The organism is Micromonospora sp. CPCC 205739 (assembly GCF_036906795.1).
GTDB lineage: Bacteria > Actinomycetota > Actinomycetes > Mycobacteriales > Micromonosporaceae > Micromonospora.
In genome coordinates, this window is sequence record NZ_JBAKHS010000008.1 from 106,269 (window position 1) to 123,285 (window position 17,017).

Below are 17,017 nucleotides of genomic sequence, written 5' to 3' on the forward strand. Positions count from 1 at the left end.
CCGGGTGCCACAGTGGGCACCGTGCTCTCCGACGTATCCCTGAGACTGCCGGTCAGCCCGGTGCTGCCGGCGCTGGTCGCGGCGCTGGCCGAGGCCGGCGGCGCGGTGCTGGTGGCGCCGCCCGGCACCGGCAAGACCACGCTCGCGCCCCTCGCGGTCGCCGACGAGGTCGACGGCCGGGTGGTGGTCGCCCAGCCACGCCGGGTGGCCGCCCGCGCGGCGGCCCGCCGGATGGCCGACCTGCTCGGCGAGCGGGTCGGTGGACGGGTCGGGTACGCGGTGCGCGGCGAGCGCCGGGTCGGCCCGACCACCCGGATCGAGGTGGTCACCACCGGCCTGCTGGTCCGCCGCCTGCACCACGACCCCGAGCTGCCCGGGGTCGGAGCGGTGCTGCTCGACGAGGTCCACGAGCGACAGCTCGACGCGGACCTGGCGCTGGCCTTCGCGGTGGACTCCCGGGCCGCCCTCCGCCCCGACCTGTGGCTGCTGGCGATGTCGGCGACGCCGGAGGCGGACCGGTTCGCCGCGCTGCTCGGCGCCGACCGGCCGGTCCCGGTGGTCCGGGCCGAGGCGGCGCTGCACCCGGTCACCCGGATCTGGGCGCCCCCGCCCCGGCCGGTGACACCGCCCGGCGCCGGTCGGGTGGACCCGGCCCTGCTCGACCACGTGGCGGCCACCGTCCGGCGGGCGCTGCACGAGCGCGACGGGGACCTGCTGGTCTTCCTGCCCGGGGCGGGCGAAATCGGCGGGGTCGCCCGGCGGTTGGCGGACCTGACCGACCGGGTGGCCGTCCTGCCGCTGCACGGGCGGCTGCCCGGCCCCGCGCAGGACGCCGCGCTGCGCCCCGCCGACCGCCGCCGGGTGGTGCTGGCCACCTCGGTGGCCGAGAGCAGCCTGACCGTGCCCGGCGTCCGGGTGGTGGTGGACGCGGGGCTGAGCCGGGTGGCCCGCACCGACCTCTCCCGCGGGCTGGGCGCCCTGGTCACCGTCCCGGTCTCCCGGGCCGCCGCCACGCAACGCGCCGGGCGGGCCGGTCGGGAGGCGCCCGGCCACGTCTACCGCTGCTGGTCGGCGGCCACCCACGAACGGCTGGCCGCGCAGCCCGAACCGGAGATCGCCACCGCCGACCTGACCGGATTCGCCCTGGAGCTGGCGGCCTGGGGCAGCCCGGACGGCACCGGCCTGGCCCTGCCCGACCCGCCGCCGGCGGCGGCGCTGACGGTGGCCCGGGAGACCCTGGCCAGCCTCGGCGCCGTCGACGCCGACGGCCGGATCACCCCGCGGGGCCGGGCGATCGCCGCCGCCGGCGCCCATCCCCGGCTGGGCCGGGCGCTGCTCGACGGCGCGCCGCGGGTCGGCGCGGACCGGGCGGCGGAACTGGTCGCGCTGCTGGCCGAGGAGGGCCTGACCGGCCGCGAGGACGACCTGGTCGCCGGCTGGCGGCGGCTGCGCGCCGGGGCCGACCCGGGTGCCACCGCGCGCTGGCGGACCGAGGTACGCCGACTGCGCGCCACCCTGCCCACCGGCGGCGGCACCGGCGGCGACCCGGCCGGCGCGACGCCGTCCGGCACCCGGACCGGCATGGCCGGCGAGACCCCGGCCGAGACCCGGTCCGGCTCGGCCCGTACCGGACGGCGGGGCGGCGACGGCCCCGGGTCGGGGGGCCGGGACCACCTGCCGGACGACCTGGCGGCCGGGCTGCTGGTGGGGCTGGCGTACCCGGAACGGCTGGCGCGGGTGCGCCGGGCCGGTGGGACGTCGTACCTGATGGCCGGCGGGACCGCGGCGGAGCTGACGCCCGGGTCGGGGCTGGCGGGCCTCGACTGGCTGGCCGTCGCGGTCGCCGACCGGTCCCCCGGCGCGCCGACCGCCCGGGTGCGGCTGGCGGCCGGGCTGGACGAGGCGACCGCCCGGGAGGCCGGCGGCCCGCTGCTGCGCCAGGCACGGGAGGTGGGCTGGACCGACGGCGACGTGGTGGCCCGGGAGGTGTTCCGGCTCGGCGCGATCGAGCTGTCGACCCGCCCGCTGGCCCGGCCGGAGCCGGGGCTGGTGGCGGCGGCGCTGCGCGACGGGCTGCGCCAGGAGGGGCTGGCGGTGTTGAGCTGGACGCCGCAGGCCCGGGCGCTGCGGGAGCGGCTGGCGTTCTGCCGGCGGGCGCTCGGCGACGAGTGGCCCGAGGTCACCGACGCCGCGCTGCTCGCCGCCGTCGACGACTGGCTCGGCCCGGAGCTGGCCGCCGCGCGGCGCCGGGCCGACCTGGCCCGGATCGACGTGGCCGCCGCGCTGCGCCGGCTGCTGCCCTGGCGGCAGGCGGCCCGGCTGGACGAGCTGGCCCCGGAGCGGATCGAGGTGCCCAGCGGCTCGAAGGTCCGGGTCGACTACGCCGACCCGGCGGCGCCGGTGCTGGCGGTGAAGCTCCAGGAGACCTTCGGCTGGCCGGCGGCCCCCCGGATCGCCGAGGGGCGGGTGCCGGTGCTGCTGCACCTGCTCTCCCCGGCCGGTCGGCCGGTGGCGGTCACCGCCGACCTGGCGTCGTTCTGGCGTACCGGGTACCCGCAGGTCCGCGCCGAGCTGCGCGGGCGGTACCCGCGCCACCCGTGGCCGGAGGATCCGGGCAGCGCCACGCCCACCCGGCGCACCACCCCTCGGCGGCGCTGAGGGCAGCTACTCCTCGACGATGTCGGCGATCAGCACGGTGACGTTGTCCGGGCCGCCGGCCCGCAGCGCCAGGTCGATCAGGCGGCGGGCGCACAGCTCCCGGTCGGCGGTCTCGGCCAGCACCTCGGCGAGGGTGTCGGGACGGACCACGTTGGAGAGGCCGTCGCTGCACAGCAGCCAGCGGTCCCCGGCCCAGGGGACCATGGTCGCGTACGTCGGGGAGACCTCCTCGCCCTGCAGAGCCTGGGTGACCACCGCCCGCCGGGGGTGGCTGGCGGCCTCCTCGGGCCCGATCACGCCCTGGTCGACGAGCATCTGCACGAAGGTGTCGTCCCGGGTGATCTGCTTGAGGGTGCCCTCGCGGAACAGGTAGGCCCGGGAGTCGCCGACGTGGGCCAGGGCCAGGCAGCTGCCGGTCCGGGCGAAGAGCAGGGCGGTCAGCGTGGTGCCCATGCCCTGCCGTTCCGGATCCTCGGTGACCGCCTGGCGGATCCGCGCGGTGGCCAGCTCGATGCCGCTCTGCAGCGCCGCGACCAGAGCGTCCTCGGGGGTCTGGACGTCCAGGGGGGCGATGGCGTCGATGGCGATCCGGCTGGCCAGGTCGCCGGCCGCCATCCCGCCCATGCCGTCGGCGACGGCGACGAGCCAGGCACCGGCGTGCAGGGCGTCCTGGTTTCCGCTGCGGATCAGCCCACGGTCGCTCGCCCCGACGGAACGAAGCTTCAGGGTCATGGGAGGCAGCCTGCCAGGCGGAGGCCGCTGTTGTCTCTAGGAGATCAGGACGACGGGCCGTGGCGCGGCGAATCTCACTGTCCTTCACGTTCGGCGGCGTACCGGAAGGTCATCCAGCCGGATCGATTGACACCGGAGGAATGCGCTGGAAACATCGGGCTGATATTGGGAGCGCTCCCAGAGATCGCTCTCTCTTCATCCCCCGCCCGGAAGGAATCCCCGTGATCCCAATCCGACGCCGCCACCTCGCGCTGCTGGCGGCGACCGCCCTGGCCCTCACCGGCGCCGGCGCCGGCGTGGCCCACGCCGAGGTCCCACCGGACGCACCCGAACAGTTGCGCAACGGCGACTTCAGCGCCGGTGTCGCCCCCTGGTTCTCCTACGGCACCGGCGCGCTGGACGCGGCCGACGGCCGGCTCTGCACCACGGTGGCCGGCGGGTCGGCCAACCCGTGGGACGCCGGCATCGGTCACGACGGGGTCCGGCTCAACGCCGGCGCGGAGTACCGGCTGGGCTTCGACATCTCCGCCACCCCCGGCCTCGCCGTCAAGGCCGTGCTCCAGCTCGGCAGCGCCCCCTACACCACGTACGCGGCCGTGGCGGCGACCGCCGGCCCCGAGAGCACCCGGGTCGAGCAGACCTTCACGGTGCCGGACGACAACCCCAACGCCCAGTTGATCTTCCAGGTCGGTGGGTCCGCCGCCGAGCAGCGGATCTGCCTGGACAACGTCTCGCTGCGCGGCGGCGAGGCGGCCCCGCCGTACCAGCCGGACACCGGGCCCCGGGTTCGGGTCAACCAGGTCGGCTACCTGCCCGGCGGGCCGAAGAACGCCACCGTGGTGACCGAGGCGACCGACCCGCTGCGCTGGGAGCTCCGGTCCGCCGCCGGGGCGGTGGTGGCCGGCGGCGAGAGCACCCCGCGCGGGATCGACGCCGCCTCCGGGCAGCACACGCAGACCATCGACTTCTCGGCGTACCGCACGCCCGGCATCGGCTACACGCTGGTCGCCGACGGCGAGACCAGCCACCCGTTCGACATCTCCGGCGCCGTCTACGACCGACTGCGCGCCGACTCGCTCCAGTTCTTCTACGCCCAGCGCAGCGGCACCGCCATCGACGGCGACCTGATCGGCGCCGAGTACGCCCGCCCGGCCGGGCACGTCGGCGTCGCGCCCAACCGGGGCGACACCGAGGTGCCCTGCCAGCCCGGCGTCTGCGACTACTCGCTCGACGTGCGCGGCGGCTGGTACGACGCCGGCGACCACGGCAAGTACGTGGTCAACGGCGGCATCGCCACCTACCAGCTGCTGAACACCTTCGAGCGGACCAAGACCGCGGAGACCGCCGACGGCGGCGCGGCGCTGGGCGACGCGACCCTGCGGGTGCCGGAGCGCGGCAACGGGGTCCCCGACGTGCTCGACGAGGCCCGCTGGGAGATCGAGTTCCTGCTCCGCATGCAGGTGCCGGCCGGCCGGCCGCTGGCCGGGATGGCCCACCACAAGATCCACGACCGGAACTGGACCGGCCTGCCGCTGGCCCCGCACGAGGACCCGCAACCGCGCGAGCTGCACCCGCCGTCCACCGCGGCCACCCTCAACCTGGCCGCCGTGGCCGCCCAGTGCGCCCGCCTGTTCGCCCCGTACGACGCCGCCTTCGCCGCGCGTTGCGGCACCGCCGCGACGACCGCGTACGCGGCGGCCGAGGCGCACCCGGCGATCTACGCCAGCGCGGCCGACGGCACCGGCGGCGGGGCGTACGAGGACAACAACGTCACCGACGAGTTCTACTGGGCGGCGGTCGAGCTGTACCTGACCACCGGAAAGAAGAGCTACCTGGACGACCTGACCGCCTCGCCGCACCACACCGGCGACGTCTTCGCCGCCGGCGGGGCCTTCGGCTGGCAGAGCGTGGCCGCACTCGGCCGCCTCGACCTGGCCACCGTGCCGAACGGCCTGCCGGCCGCCGAGCAGGCCCGCATCCGCGCCTCGGTCACCGACGCCGCCGACCGGTACCTGGCCGCGCTGCGCGCCCAGGCGTACGGCCTGCCGCTGCCCGGTGACGCCGGCAGCTACGTGTGGGGCAGCAACAGCAACGTCGTCAACAACGCGATCGTGCTGGCCACCGCCTTCGACCTGAGCCGGGACGCCACGTACCGGGACGGGGCCGTGCAGGCGATGGACTACCTGCTGGGCCGCAACGCGCTCAACATGTCGTACGTGACCGGCTGGGGCGAGCAGCACGCCCGCAACCAGCACAGCCGCATCTTCGCCCACCAGCTGAACCCCGACCTGCCGAACCCGCCGGCCGGTTCGCTGGCCGGGGGGCCGAACGCCGCCCTGCAGGACCCGTACGCCGCGCAGCTGCTCGCCGGCTGCAAGCCGATGTTCTGCTACGTCGACGACATCAACTCGTACGCGACCAACGAGGTGGCGATCAACTGGAACTCGGCGCTGGCCTGGCTCGCCTCGTTCCTCGCCGACCAGGGCGACGCCGGTGCGGTGCCCGCGCCCAGCTGCGCCGCCACGTACCAGGTGCACGGCGCCTGGTCGGACGGCTTCAACACGCAGGTCACCGTCCGCAACACCGGCACGGGCGCGGTGAACGGCTGGACCGTCCAGTACGCCTTCACCGGTGACCAGAAGGTCGAGCGGGCGTGGACGGCCCAGGTCAGCCAGTCCGGGGCCACCGTGACGGCGCGGAACCTGCCGTACAACGCGAAGATCCCGCCGGGCGGCAGCGTGACCTTCGGCCTGATCGCCAAGGCCGGCACCCTCGCCAACCCGGCCCCGAACCTGATCACCCTCAACGGCGCCGCCTGCACCTCGTCCTGACCCCACCCCGCGGTCAAGATCCGCCCACCTACAGGGAAAGAGTGGCCTCCCGGCGCCGGAAGGCCACTCTTTCCCTGAGAGCGTGCCCGGCTCGGAAGTCGGCGACGTGTTCCGGCGTCACCGTGGCCGGGCCGGTCAGACCGGACGCCGCATCGCCACCCGGTCGGTCATGTCGAGCCCCAGGTCGGCCTCGGCCGCCAGCACCGCCGCCAGTGCGGGGCCGACCTGCGCCGGTGCCAGGGACACGAATCCGCACCGGGCGTAGTACGGCGCGTTCCACGGCACGCTGCGGAAGGTGGTCAGGGTCAGCGCCGGCAGGCCCCGCTGTGCTGCCCACCCGGCCACGTGGTCGAGCAGCCGCCGGCCGACGCCCCGGCGGGCGTGCGCGGGGTGGACGCTGAGCTGCTGGACGTGCGCACAGTCGTCGACCAGGTGCGCCACGGCGAAGGCGATCGGCCGGTCGTCGGCCCCGACCGCCACCCAGACCCGGCCGTCCCGCTGGCACTCGCCGAGCACGTCCAAGCCGAGCGGCTGCGCGTCGGCGATGTCGACCATGCCGATCTCCCGGAACGGCGCCCCGGAGGCCACCTCGATGCGTTGCAGGTCGGCGAGTTCGTCCGCCCGGGCCGTTCTGATCCGCTCCACGGTCCCGACCCCACCAGGGCGACGGTGCTGCTGCCAGTCATTTTCTGCTGCCGGGCCGGGCGCCGTGGGGGCGGCCCGGTGGGGCGTCCGCGCCCGCTGCGGTGGGAACGGACGCCCCGGGAGGGACGGGTCGTGCTCAGGCGGGCAGGCCACCCACCTGCGTGTTGATCCAGGAGCGGATCGACGGCAGGTCGACGTAGATCGACGGGCCGGTGGCGCAGGTGGAGTTGTTGTTGCCGGACCGGCTGGTCGCGCCGATCAGGTTCCACACCCCGTTGACCTGCCGCACCTGCGGGCCGCCGGAGTCGCCGTAGCAGGCGCCGGAGTTGCCGTTGGTGTTGTTCGTGCAGATCTCGTACGTCGCGTTGATGCCGATGCACCGGCTGTCCGAGACGATGGAGGTGTCGAGTTCGTTGGCGACCGCCGGCGCGGAGCCGCAGCCCCGCTGCGGGCAGGTCTGGCCCCAGCCGATGATCCGGGTGGCCGTGCCGACGGCACCGGAGGTGGCCGGGATCGGAGCCGGGGCGTAGCTGACCGAACTGGCCAGTTGCAGCAGCTTGACGTCGACGGAGGGGTGGCTGACCGCCCGGGTCACCCGGACCACGGTCCCGCCGGTGGTGCGGTTGACGCTGCCCACCCGCACCGACGTCGGCGTCGAGCAGTGCCGGGCGGTGACCGCCCAGTTCGCCTTGATCAGCGTGCCGGTGCAGCCGGAGACGTAGACCATCCACGGGTAGTTCTCGCTGGCCGGACGGCCACCGACCACGAACGGGCCGGCGTCGTCGGCGCCGGTCCAGGTGTAGCTGACGCCGGTGGCGGGGGCGGCGAGCGTGCCGCCGAACAGCGAGTTCACCCGGGAGGCCTCGGCGGCGCTCGGGTACGCGTTCCTGCAGGAGACCGGCGCGCTGCTGCCGGACATCAGGTCGGAGCAGAGCCCGGTGCGGCGGTCGGGCAGGCCGAGGATGTGTCCGATCTCGTGGCTGGCGATCCGGGTCCGGTCGTAGCCCTGGTTCACGGCCTGCCGCCCCATCCACACCCGGCCGGAGCCGAGCCCGGTCGGCTGCGCCCGGGGCCAGCCGTCGTCGACGTAGATGGTGATGTTGCCGGGCGTGCGGGGCGCGAGCCGGACGGTGCTCACCGAGCTGTTCCAGATCGTCGCGGCCTGGTCGAAGTTGGTGCGGAACTCGCCCGCCCGGCTGGCGTCGTAGTAGACGGTCCGGACGGCGGCGGAGGCCGCGGTCGCCTCGACCGCCACCAGGCCGAGCGTCGCCAGCACCATCGCGAGCAGGGCGCCCGCCGTACGCGAGAAGCTTTGTCGTCGGAACATCCGACCTCCCATCAATAGATGTTCATTGATGCTAGATGTATCGATGATTGTCGGTGTGATACCGAAATCGTCATATGGTGGCCATAGCTGTGACCGGCGTCGCCCGCGCCGGAACACCGACGGCGACGCCTCGGCTCCTAGCGTCAACGGGATGAGCGTCCGCACGCGCTGGTCGCCGCTGCCCCCACCCGGCCGGCTGCGGACGCTGGCCCTGGCCACCCTCGCTAACACGGTCGGCTCGGGGCTCTGGCTCGCCGGCGCGCCGCTCTACCTCACCCGGGACGTCGGGCTGCACCCCGCGGCGGTCGGGCTGGGGCTCACCCTCGCCGGGCTGCTGGGGCTGACCGCCGCCGTCCCGCTCGGCGGCCTGGCCGACCGCCGTGACCCGCGTACGCTGCGGGCGCTGCTGCAACTGCTCCAGGCCGCGGTCGCCGGGGCGTACCTGCTGGTCGGGTCGTTCCCCGCGTTCCTGGTGGTGGCGATGCTGGACGCGCTGCTCACCTCCGGCAACCTGGCGGTACGCGCCGCCCTGGTCGCCGCCGTCGGCGGACCCGAGGGGCGGGTGCACGCCTTCGCCACCCTGCGCGCGGTGGCGAACCTCGGCATCGCGTTCGGCGCCGGGCTGGCCGCGTTCGCGCTCGCGGCCGACACGCACCTGGCGTACCAGGTGCTGGTGGTCGGCAACGCGACCACCTATCTGGTGTCGGCGGCGCTGCTGATGCGACTGCCCCGCCATTCGCCCCCAGCGGGCCCGGCGGGCCCGGCGCGGCCGGTGCGGACGGCGCGGGCGCTGCGGGACCGGCCGTTCCTGGCCGTCAGCGCCGCGTCGGCGGTGCTGGCGCTGCACGCCACGGTGCTCACCCTGATCGTGCCGCTGTGGGCGGTGAACCGGACCGGGGCGCCGCCGGCCGTGGTGTCGGCGGTGCTGCTGGTCAACACGTCGCTCACCGTGCTGCTGGCGGTGCGGCTCGCCCGGGGCGCGGACACCGCCGTCCCGGCCGCCGCCGCGATGCGCCGGGCCGGCCTGGTGCTGGCGGTGGCGATGCTGATGTACGCGGCCACCGCCGGCATGCCGGCCGGGCCGGCGACCGGTCTGCTGCTGCTCGCCACCGCCGTCTACACCGTCGGCGACCTGTGGCACGGCACCGCCGGCGCGGGGCTCGCCTACGGCCTGGCCGCGCGCGAGGCGATCGGGGCGTACCAGGGGGTGGACGGGGTGCTCGCCGGTCTCGCCCGGGCCGTCGGACCGGCGCTGCTGACCTGGGCGGTCCTCGACGGCGGGGTCGCCGGGTGGGGCGCGCTGGCCCTGCTCTTCGCCCTCGTCGGGCTGCTCGTCCCGACGCTGACCCGGCGGGCTCTCGCCGTCGGTGCGGGGCGGGACGCGAACGGCGTGCCCGCACGGGCGCTCGGCGCTGCGGCTCGACGGAGAGCACGCGCCCGCCGCTGATCCGGAGAACCGGAGCGGTCAGCCGACCTCCTCGTCGACGAAGCACCAGCGCCAGGTCTCCCCCGGCTGGATCGAGCGCATCACCGGGTGCCCGCTGGACTCGAAGTGCTTCGTCGCGTGCTGGTACGGCGAGGAGTCGCAGCAGCCGACGTGCCCGCAGCTCAGGCAGGCGCGCAGGTGCACCCAGTAGTCGTTGCCGATCGCGACGCAGTCCGGGCAGACGTCCTCGGCCTGCGGCTCGGCGTCGCCCGCCTCGGTCATATGCTGGCAGCTCACTCGTGGGCCTCCCGGGTCAGCAAAGACTCCTCCAGGTCCAGGTCACGGTACGCCCGCACCAGCACCTCCTCCGGTATCCGGCCGGAGTCACGCGCGGCCCGGTACACCTCCCGCTCGGCGTCGATCATCTCCTGCCGCAGCCGGCCGTACGCCTGGGACGGGGTTTCCCGGCCCTCGCCGCCCAGCCGCTCCCAGGCCAGGTTGGTCCGCGCCTCCAGCAATTCGCGCAGCCGCTCCACCACCGACGGCGGCGCGCCGGGCGCCAGCTCGTTCAGCCGGTCCCGGGCCGCCTTGCTGGCCTGCTGCTGCACCGCCGCGGCGGAGAGCGCGTCCTGCACCGGGTCGTCCGGCGGCAGCTTCAGCCGGCGGGCCACCAGCGGCAGGGTGGCGCCCTGCACCACCAGGGTCACCACGATCACCGCGAAGGCCAGCCAGATGAACAGCTCCCGCTGGTAGGGCCGGCCACCGGCCAGGGTCAGCGGCAGGGCCAGCGCGGCGGCGAGGGTCACCACCCCGCGCATCCCGGCCCAGCCGATGATGATCGGCACCCGCACCGGTGGGGCCGGGTCCCGGCGCCGCACCCGGGGCACCAGCCGGGCCAGGTAGGTGGCGGGGAAGAGCCAGACGAACCGGGACAGGATGACGGCGAGCAGCACCGCGAGGGTGACGCCGGCCAGCCGGCCGACCGGTTCGTCGAGGTCTCGGACCACGTCCCGTAGTTGGAGGCCGACCAGCAGGAAGACCAGCCCCTCCAGCAGGAACCGGGCCATCCGCCAGAACGCGCCGACCTGCAGCCGGGAGGCCGCCGACATCAGCAGCGGCATCTTGTGGCCGATCCCGAGCCCGGTCACCACGACCGCGACCACCCCGGAGGCGTGGATCTCCTCGGCGGCGAAGACCACCGCGAACGGCACGATCAGCGACAGCGCGTTGTCCAGCAGCGCGTCACCGGTCCGCTTGTGCAGATAGCCGAAGACGACCACGCCGAGCAGGCCGACCAGGACGCCGCCGCCGGTGGACCGCAGCACCTCCCAGGCCACCTCTCCGAACTCCACCCGGCCGCCGCTCACGGTGGCGGCGATGATCGAGACACGGAGCAGCACCAGCGCGGTGGCGTCGTTGATCAGGCTCTCCCCCTCCAGGATGGTCACGATCCGGCGGGGCAGCCCGACCCGCCGGGCCACCGCGGTGGCGGCGACCGCATCGGGCGGCGCCACCACCGCGCCGAGCGCCAGGCAGATGGCGTACGGCAGGCCGGGCATGAGCAGGTACACGACGGTGCCCACCACGAACGCGGTGAACAGCACCAGTCCCACCGCCAGCAGCAGGATCGGCCGCAGGTTGAGCCGGAACGCCGGCACCGACGTCTCCAGGGCCGCGACGTAGAGCAGCGGCGGCAGGATGCCGACCAGGACCAGGTCCGGGTCGAGGCGTACCTGCGGGAAGCCGGGCAGATAGGACAGGGCGAGGCCGACCACGACCAGCAGGATCGGCGCGAGCAGCCCCAACCGCCGGGCCAGCGCCGCGCCGAACGTCGCGATCGCGAGGAAGACCACGACCTCGAACAGAGCCTCCATGAGGTACGAGCCTAGGCGGCCCGCGGCCCGCCGGGGTCAGGCGTTGATTCGCACCTTCGGCAGCACCTGCGCGCCGAACGTGTCGATGAACGCCCGCTGCTCCTGCCCGACGTGGTGCAGCGCGATCTGGTCGAAGCCGAGTTCGACGTACTCCTCCAGCCAGCCGACGTGCCGGCCGGTGTCGGCCGAGATGTTGACGACCTCGGCGACCTTCTCCATCGGCACCTGCTCGGAGACCACGTCGAAGTGCTCGGCGGTGTCCAGGTCCCAGCAGACCGGCGGGGCGAAGATGTTGCTGCGCCACTGCTCGTACGCGATCGCCTCGGCCTCGGCCTGCTCCGGCGCCCAGCTGACGTGCACCTGGAGGTGCAGCGGACCGCGCCCGCCGGCGTCCCGGTACGCGTCGATCATCTCCCGCAGGTGCGCGGTGGGGGCGTTCACGGTGATCAGGCCGTCCGCCCACTCGGCGCACCAGCGGGCGGTGGCGACGCTGACCGCCGCGCCGATCAGGGCCGGCGGCTGCTCCGGACGGGTCCAGAGCCGGGCCCGGTCGACCCGGACCAGGCCGTCGTGGCTGACCTCCTCGCCGGCCAGCAGCGCCCGGATGACGTCGACGCACTCGCGAAGCCGGGCGGAGCGCACGTCCTTGCGCGGCCAGCCGTCGCCGGTGATGTGCTCGTTGCTCGCCTCGCCGGTGCCGAGCGCGGCCCAGAACCGGCCCGGGTACATCGCCCCGAGGGTGCCGATGGCCTGCGCGATGATCGCCGGGTGGTAGCGCTGGCCGGGCGCGTTGACCACGCCGAACGGCAGGCCGGTGGCCTGGAGGGCGGCACCCAGCCAGGACCAGGCGAAGCCGGACTGGCCCTGCCGGGTGCTCCACGGCGAGAAGTGGTCCGAGGACATGGCGGCGTCGAAGCCGGCCCGCTCGGCGTGGATCACCGCCTCCAGCAGCCGGCTCGGGTGGATCTGCTCGTGAGAGGCGTGGAAGCCGAACACCGTCATGGATCCTTCCCTACCCATGACGGTGTCCGGCCAAAAGCGTGCTACTCGGCGTGCGCGCCGGCGCCGGCGGACGCCGCGCCCTCCCCCACCCAGACGGTCTTGGTGTTGCAGAACTCCCGCATGCCGACCGCGGACAGTTCCCGGCCGTAGCCGGAGTTCTTCACCCCGCCGAACGGCAGCTCCGGGTAGGACGTGGTCATCCCGTTGAGGAAGACGCTGCCGGCGTCCAGGTCGGTGGCGAAGCGCTCCTGCTCCTGCGGGTCGGTGGTCCAGGCGTTCGAGCCGAGGCCGAAGGAGGTGCCGTTGGCGACCTCGATCGCCTCCTCGTACGACGACACCCGGTAGAGGCCGGCGACCGGGCCGAAGACCTCCTCCGCCCACATCCGCATCTGCGGGTTCAGGTCGGTGACCACGGTCGGCGGGTAGAACCAGCCGTCGCCGGCCGGCTTCTCGCCGCCGCAGAGCACGGTGGCACCGTGGTCCACCGCGTCCTGCACCTGGGTGTGGATCTCGTCCCGGCCGCGCTCGCTGGCCAGCGGCCCCACGTCGGTGTCGGAGTCCATCGGGTCACCGACCCGCAGTGCCGCCATGTTGGCGGCGAACTTCTCCGCGAAGGCGTCGAAGACGTCGGTGTGCACGATGAACCGCTTGGCGGCGATGCAGGACTGGCCGTTGTTCTGGCAGCGGGCGGTGGTGGCGACCTCGGCCGCGCGGTCCAGGTCGGCCGACGGCATCACCACGAACGGGTCGCTGCCGCCGAGTTCCAGCACCGTCTTCTTCAGCTCCCGCCCGGCGATCTGGCCGATCGAGCGGCCCGCCCCCTCGCTGCCGGTCAGCGTGGCGGCGCGTACCCGCGGGTCGCTGAGGATCCGGTCCACGGCCTCCGAGCCGACCAGCAGGGTGGTGAACGCGCCTTCGGGGAACCCGGCGCGGCGGAACAGGTCCTCCAGGTAGAGGGCGGTCTGCGGCACGTTGGAGGCGTGCTTGAGCAGGCCGGTGTTGCCGGCCATCAGCGCCGGCGCGGCGAAGCGCATCACCTGCCAGAGCGGGAAGTTCCACGGCATCACCGCCAGCACCGGCCCGATCGGCTGGTACCGCACGAACGCGCGCTTCGCCTTGACGGCGCCGGCGTCGGCGGGCTCGTCGGCGAGCATCCGCTCGGCGTTGGCCGCGTAGAACCGGCAGGCGGTGGCGCACTTGGTCACCTCGGCCTTCGCCGCCGCGTACGTCTTGCCCATCTCGGTGGTCATCATCCGGGCGGTGGCGTCCCGTTCCGCGTCGAGCAGGTCGGCCGCCGCGTTCATCCACTCCGCCCGCTGGGCGATCGTGGTGCCGTGCAGGTCCCGGAACGCCACGTCGGCCCGGTCGATCGCGGCGTCGAGCTGCTCGTCCGACATCGGGTCGTACGACTTGAGCACCTGGCCGGTGGCGGGATTGGTGGTGGCGATCGGCATCTCTCGTACTCCTGTCACTCGAAGAGTGAGTGCCGCACGCCCGGCTCCTCGCGGCGGCGCGCGGCCCGGCGGCGCTGGATGACGAACAGGTCGACCACGGCGACCACGGCGAGGACGGCGCACGCCACGCCCAGCCACACCACGTCGGCACGGAACGCCAGCACCGCGAAGACGGTCATGGTGACCAGGCCGAACAGCGCCAGCAAGAGCCGGAGGTTCAACGCGCTGTACGCGTGCCCGACCGTGCCACGGGCACGCCTGGGCTGCGATCTCGTCATCCCTCCGGGCTACCCCCGCAGGACTGGCCCTAACCGCCGTCCCGCCCGGCCCGGCCGGCCGCCGGCCCGGGCAGGCACGGTTTGCGGCGTGTCGGGGTGTTCTCGCCCTCGCACCGCCCCACACGCCGCAGAGCGCGCGGACCGGCGGACCGGGGGTCGGGGGCGGGGCGGTGATGCCGGCCACGGAGCGGGTATGCCGCGGATGCGGGCGGCGGTGCGTTGCGTTACACCGGTGCGTCGCGACCGGGCCGACACCGGAGCGGGCGGGAAGGATGAGGGCATGACCATGACCCACGCGGGGCCGGTGACCGTCGCCATCGCCCGTCGGGCCGACCCGGCGCGCGCCCACGAGATGGTCGCCTGGATGCGGGCCGGCACCGCGCTGGCCGAGAGCTTCCCGGGGTTCCTCGGCGTGGGCTGGGTGCAGAGCGCCCCCGGCTCGCCGGAGTGGCACATGCTCTACCGCTTCGCCGACCAGGAGACGCTACGCCGCTGGGAGGAGTCCCCGCAGCGGACCTGGTGGCTCACCTCCGCGCAGGGCATCGTCGAGCACACCCGGGTCGAGCGGCGTACCGGGATCGAGGGGTGGTTCGACCCGCCGGTCGACCACGTGGTCGAGAACCTGGCACCGGCCGTGGGTGAGCCGGCCGTGGCGGCGTCCCCGCCGCGCTGGAAGCAGGCCGTGACGATCTGGCTGGCGTTCTTCCCGCTGAGCCTCACCGCCACCCTGCTCACCGCCCGGTTCATCGGTGGGGTGCCGCTGGCGGTGCGGACGCTGCTCATCACGCTCTGCCTGACGCCGCTGATGACGTACCTGGTGCTGCCTTGGATCACCCGGGCGCTGCACTGGTGGCTGCACGGGCAGCGGCCACCGTGGCGCGCATCGCGCTGAGCCGCCGTTCTATCAAATCCATGTTTCTAAATATTTGCTCTGCCCGAAAGTCGACACGAGCGGCCCGACCCGTTCGGACCTCCCCGTAGAGTTACCGCGCTGTCGCTCTGCGCCGCCGGACCGGGGGAAGACAATGCCTCGACGCTGGGTCGCCGCCGCCGCCTGCCTGCTGGCGCTGGTCGCCCTCGCCTGCGAGGAAGGGGGCAGCGCCTCGCCCCGGCCGTCCCGGGACTCCGGCCCACCCGGGCTGCCCACCACCATGGCCGCGCTCGGCGACTCGATCACCACCGGCTTCGGCTCCTGCCTCGTGCTCACCTCGTGCCAGCGCAACTCGTGGTCCACCGGCGACGGCATCCGGGTGGAGAGCCACTACCGCCGGCTGCTCGAGGCCGACGCGGGCATCCGCGGCCGGGCCCACAACCACGCCGCGCCCGGGGCGCGCGCCGAGGCGCTGGCCGGGCAGGCCCAGGCGGCCGTACGCGACAAGGCCGACTACGTGACGGTGCTGATCGGCGCCAACGACGCCTGCCGCGACGACATCGACACGATGACGCCGGTGGCGACGTTCCGCACCCAGGTCGACCGCGGCCTGCGCGTGCTGCGCAAGGGGCGGCCGAAGGCGCGGGTGCTGGTGGTCAGCATCCCGGACCTGTACCGGCTCTGGGAGGTCGGGCACACCGAGTCCCGGGCCGTGCGGGTCTGGCGGGCCGGCATCTGTCCGTCGCTGCTGGCCAACGCGACCTCCACCGCGCCCGCCGACCGGGCCCGCCGGGCCCGGTTCCGTCAGCGCGTCGACGACTACAACGCCCAGTTGAAGGCGGCCTGCCGGGCGTACGGGTCGCGCTGTCGGCACGACGGCGGGGCGGTGCACCGGGTGCGCTTCACCCTGGACGAGGTCAACGCGCTGGACTGGTTCCACCCCAACGTGGCCGGGCAGAACCGGCTCGCCGACGTCACCTTCTCGACCGCCGGCTGGCGGCTCTGACCCCCGTCGCGCCATCATGCCGGGCGACCCGGGGCGGACGGACAGCCGTTCGTAGCCGCCCGAGCCCTGCCGCCCACGCGAAACGGCGGCGCCCCGGAGATCGGGGCACCGCCGTACCGGCGTGTGGTCAGGAGCGGCGGGGTTGCGGCACGCCGCCGCGACCGGTCCGGTAGAGCTCACGGGCGCGCTCGGCGAGGTCCTTGGTGGCCGACGAGTTGGCCCAGGTGCCGAGAATGATGGCGGCGCCCGGCACGACCTTGGCGAACATCCGCTTCGCCGCGCGCACCCCGGCCATCTGGGCCAGTCGCACGCCGAGGCGGAGCATCACCTTGCCGAGCGGGTTCTGCGCGCCGTGGCCGAAGAGGGCACCGGCGCGTTCCCGCCCCGCCGCGACGCCCAGGGCCAGTCGGGCGCTCTCGGCGACCTTGTGCACCTTCTGCAGCACCAGCAGGTCGGTGGCCCGGTCGGGGTGCACCGGGTCGACGCCGTACGCGGCGGCGATGTGCAGCACCAGCCGCGCCTGGGTCCAGGCCAGCACGCCGACGTCGATCACCGCACCGGGCAGCCCGGCCGCGCCGGAGACCGCCCCGGAGAGGCGGGCCCGGTTGACGAACTTGCGGATCGCCTGTTCGGCGAGGTCGTCGGCGGAGACGTCGGGGCGCTCGGCGCGGGCCCGGGCGGCCCACTCGGCAGCCTCCGGTCCCAGCCGGCGCACCGCCTCCAGGGCGAGGTGTTCCGGCGCGTACTGCGGGTCGTCCCGCATCCGGTCCCAGAGCCGGGCCGGCGGCGCCTCGGGGGCGTCCGGCTCCCCCGCCCGGGCGACCGGCGGGGTGACCGCCGCCGCCGGGGTGACCGGCGGCGGCGTGGGTGCGGTGGGTTCGTCGTCGACGGGGGCGGCATCGGTCACGGGGGC

At 74.7% G+C, this 17,017-nt stretch carries 14 protein-coding genes; 5 read left to right on the plus strand and 9 right to left on the minus strand.

Annotated features, from left to right (window positions below; all coding sequences use genetic code 11):
• Positions 1 to 21 precede the first annotated feature (21 nt).
• Positions 22 to 2,658 carry an ATP-dependent RNA helicase gene (locus V6U88_RS14435; RefSeq protein ID WP_334453236.1) on the plus strand — a complete coding sequence of 879 codons (2,637 nt, stop codon included), beginning with the start codon at positions 22 to 24 and terminating at the stop codon, positions 2,656 to 2,658.
• 6 nt (positions 2,659 to 2,664) lie between these two features.
• Here V6U88_RS14435 and V6U88_RS14440 read toward each other — a convergent pair whose 3' ends face one another.
• On the minus strand, positions 2,665 to 3,390 hold the full coding sequence (locus V6U88_RS14440; protein ID WP_334453237.1) for a PP2C family protein-serine/threonine phosphatase: 726 nt from the start codon (positions 3,388 to 3,390) through the stop codon (positions 2,665 to 2,667).
• 221 nt (positions 3,391 to 3,611) lie between these two features.
• Between V6U88_RS14440 and V6U88_RS14445 the strand changes: the two genes are divergently transcribed.
• Positions 3,612 to 6,221, plus strand: a complete 2,610-nt coding sequence (locus V6U88_RS14445; RefSeq protein WP_442934627.1) for a glycoside hydrolase family 9 protein — start codon at positions 3,612 to 3,614, stop codon at positions 6,219 to 6,221.
• Positions 6,222 to 6,356: 135 nt separating this feature from the next.
• Here V6U88_RS14445 and V6U88_RS14450 read toward each other — a convergent pair whose 3' ends face one another.
• Positions 6,357 to 6,866: a GNAT family N-acetyltransferase gene (locus tag V6U88_RS14450; protein WP_334453238.1), complete on the minus strand. Its 510-nt coding sequence runs from the start codon at positions 6,864 to 6,866 to the stop codon at positions 6,357 to 6,359.
• A gap of 136 nt (positions 6,867 to 7,002) precedes the next feature.
• Positions 7,003 to 8,205, minus strand: a complete 1,203-nt coding sequence (locus V6U88_RS14455; protein WP_442934628.1) for a snapalysin family zinc-dependent metalloprotease — start codon at positions 8,203 to 8,205, stop codon at positions 7,003 to 7,005.
• 139 nt (positions 8,206 to 8,344) lie between these two features.
• Here V6U88_RS14455 and V6U88_RS14460 point away from each other — a divergent pair, with 139 nt between their 5' ends.
• Positions 8,345 to 9,640, plus strand: coding sequence for an MFS transporter (locus tag V6U88_RS14460; protein ID WP_334453240.1), 1,296 nt, complete (start codon positions 8,345 to 8,347; stop codon positions 9,638 to 9,640).
• An 18-nt stretch (positions 9,641 to 9,658) separates the two neighbouring features.
• Here V6U88_RS14460 and V6U88_RS14465 read toward each other — a convergent pair whose 3' ends face one another.
• From V6U88_RS14465 to V6U88_RS14485, 5 genes are read right to left on the minus strand one after another with little or no spacing between them, the layout of a single operon-like run.
• Complete coding sequence (locus V6U88_RS14465) at positions 9,659 to 9,916, minus strand: UBP-type zinc finger domain-containing protein (RefSeq protein ID WP_334453241.1); 258 nt, start codon at positions 9,914 to 9,916, stop codon at positions 9,659 to 9,661.
• Positions 9,913 to 11,493, minus strand: coding sequence for a Na+/H+ antiporter (locus V6U88_RS14470; RefSeq protein ID WP_334453242.1), 1,581 nt, complete (start codon positions 11,491 to 11,493; stop codon positions 9,913 to 9,915). Before V6U88_RS14470 ends, V6U88_RS14465 begins: the two co-directional genes overlap by 4 nt.
• Before the next feature lie 36 nt (positions 11,494 to 11,529).
• The gene (locus V6U88_RS14475; protein ID WP_334453243.1) at positions 11,530 to 12,495 is read right to left on the minus strand and encodes a TIGR03885 family FMN-dependent LLM class oxidoreductase; all 966 of its coding nucleotides are present in this window, start codon (positions 12,493 to 12,495) and stop codon (positions 11,530 to 11,532) included.
• A 41-nt stretch (positions 12,496 to 12,536) separates the two neighbouring features.
• A complete protein-coding gene (locus V6U88_RS14480; RefSeq protein ID WP_334453244.1) occupies positions 12,537 to 13,949 on the minus strand; it encodes an NADP-dependent succinic semialdehyde dehydrogenase in 1,413 nt (470 codons plus the stop codon).
• Positions 13,950 to 13,963: 14 nt separating this feature from the next.
• On the minus strand, positions 13,964 to 14,227 hold the full coding sequence (locus tag V6U88_RS14485; protein ID WP_334453245.1) for a DUF6343 family protein: 264 nt from the start codon (positions 14,225 to 14,227) through the stop codon (positions 13,964 to 13,966).
• A 280-nt stretch (positions 14,228 to 14,507) separates the two neighbouring features.
• On the opposite strand from V6U88_RS14485, the gene V6U88_RS14490 reads away from it, so the two are divergent.
• Positions 14,508 to 15,119 carry an antibiotic biosynthesis monooxygenase gene (locus V6U88_RS14490; protein WP_334453247.1) on the plus strand — a complete coding sequence of 204 codons (612 nt, stop codon included), beginning with the start codon at positions 14,508 to 14,510 and terminating at the stop codon, positions 15,117 to 15,119.
• A gap of 133 nt (positions 15,120 to 15,252) precedes the next feature.
• Positions 15,253 to 16,104: a GDSL-type esterase/lipase family protein gene (locus V6U88_RS14495; protein ID WP_334453249.1), complete on the plus strand. Its 852-nt coding sequence runs from the start codon at positions 15,253 to 15,255 to the stop codon at positions 16,102 to 16,104.
• Positions 16,105 to 16,231: 127 nt separating this feature from the next.
• Here V6U88_RS14495 and V6U88_RS14500 read toward each other — a convergent pair whose 3' ends face one another.
• A complete protein-coding gene (locus tag V6U88_RS14500; protein ID WP_334453251.1) occupies positions 16,232 to 17,011 on the minus strand; it encodes an EcsC family protein in 780 nt (259 codons plus the stop codon).
• Positions 17,012 to 17,017 lie beyond the last annotated feature (6 nt).

Coding starts and splice junctions, on each gene's coding strand:
- V6U88_RS14495 (WP_334453249.1), top strand. CDS start 15,253: ATGCCTCGACGCTGGGTCGCCGCCGCCGCCTGCCTGCTGGCGCTGGTC.
- V6U88_RS14485 (WP_334453245.1), bottom strand. CDS start 14,227: ATGACGAGATCGCAGCCCAGGCGTGCCCGTGGCACGGTCGGGCACGCG.
- V6U88_RS14490 (WP_334453247.1), top strand. CDS start 14,508: ATGACCATGACCCACGCGGGGCCGGTGACCGTCGCCATCGCCCGTCGG.
- V6U88_RS14460 (WP_334453240.1), top strand. CDS start 8,345: ATGAGCGTCCGCACGCGCTGGTCGCCGCTGCCCCCACCCGGCCGGCTG.
- V6U88_RS14475 (WP_334453243.1), bottom strand. CDS start 12,495: ATGACGGTGTTCGGCTTCCACGCCTCTCACGAGCAGATCCACCCGAGC.
- V6U88_RS14470 (WP_334453242.1), bottom strand. CDS start 11,493: ATGGAGGCTCTGTTCGAGGTCGTGGTCTTCCTCGCGATCGCGACGTTC.
- V6U88_RS14455 (WP_442934628.1), bottom strand. CDS start 8,205: ATGGGAGGTCGGATGTTCCGACGACAAAGCTTCTCGCGTACGGCGGGC.
- V6U88_RS14440 (WP_334453237.1), bottom strand. CDS start 3,390: ATGACCCTGAAGCTTCGTTCCGTCGGGGCGAGCGACCGTGGGCTGATC.
- V6U88_RS14480 (WP_334453244.1), bottom strand. CDS start 13,949: ATGCCGATCGCCACCACCAATCCCGCCACCGGCCAGGTGCTCAAGTCG.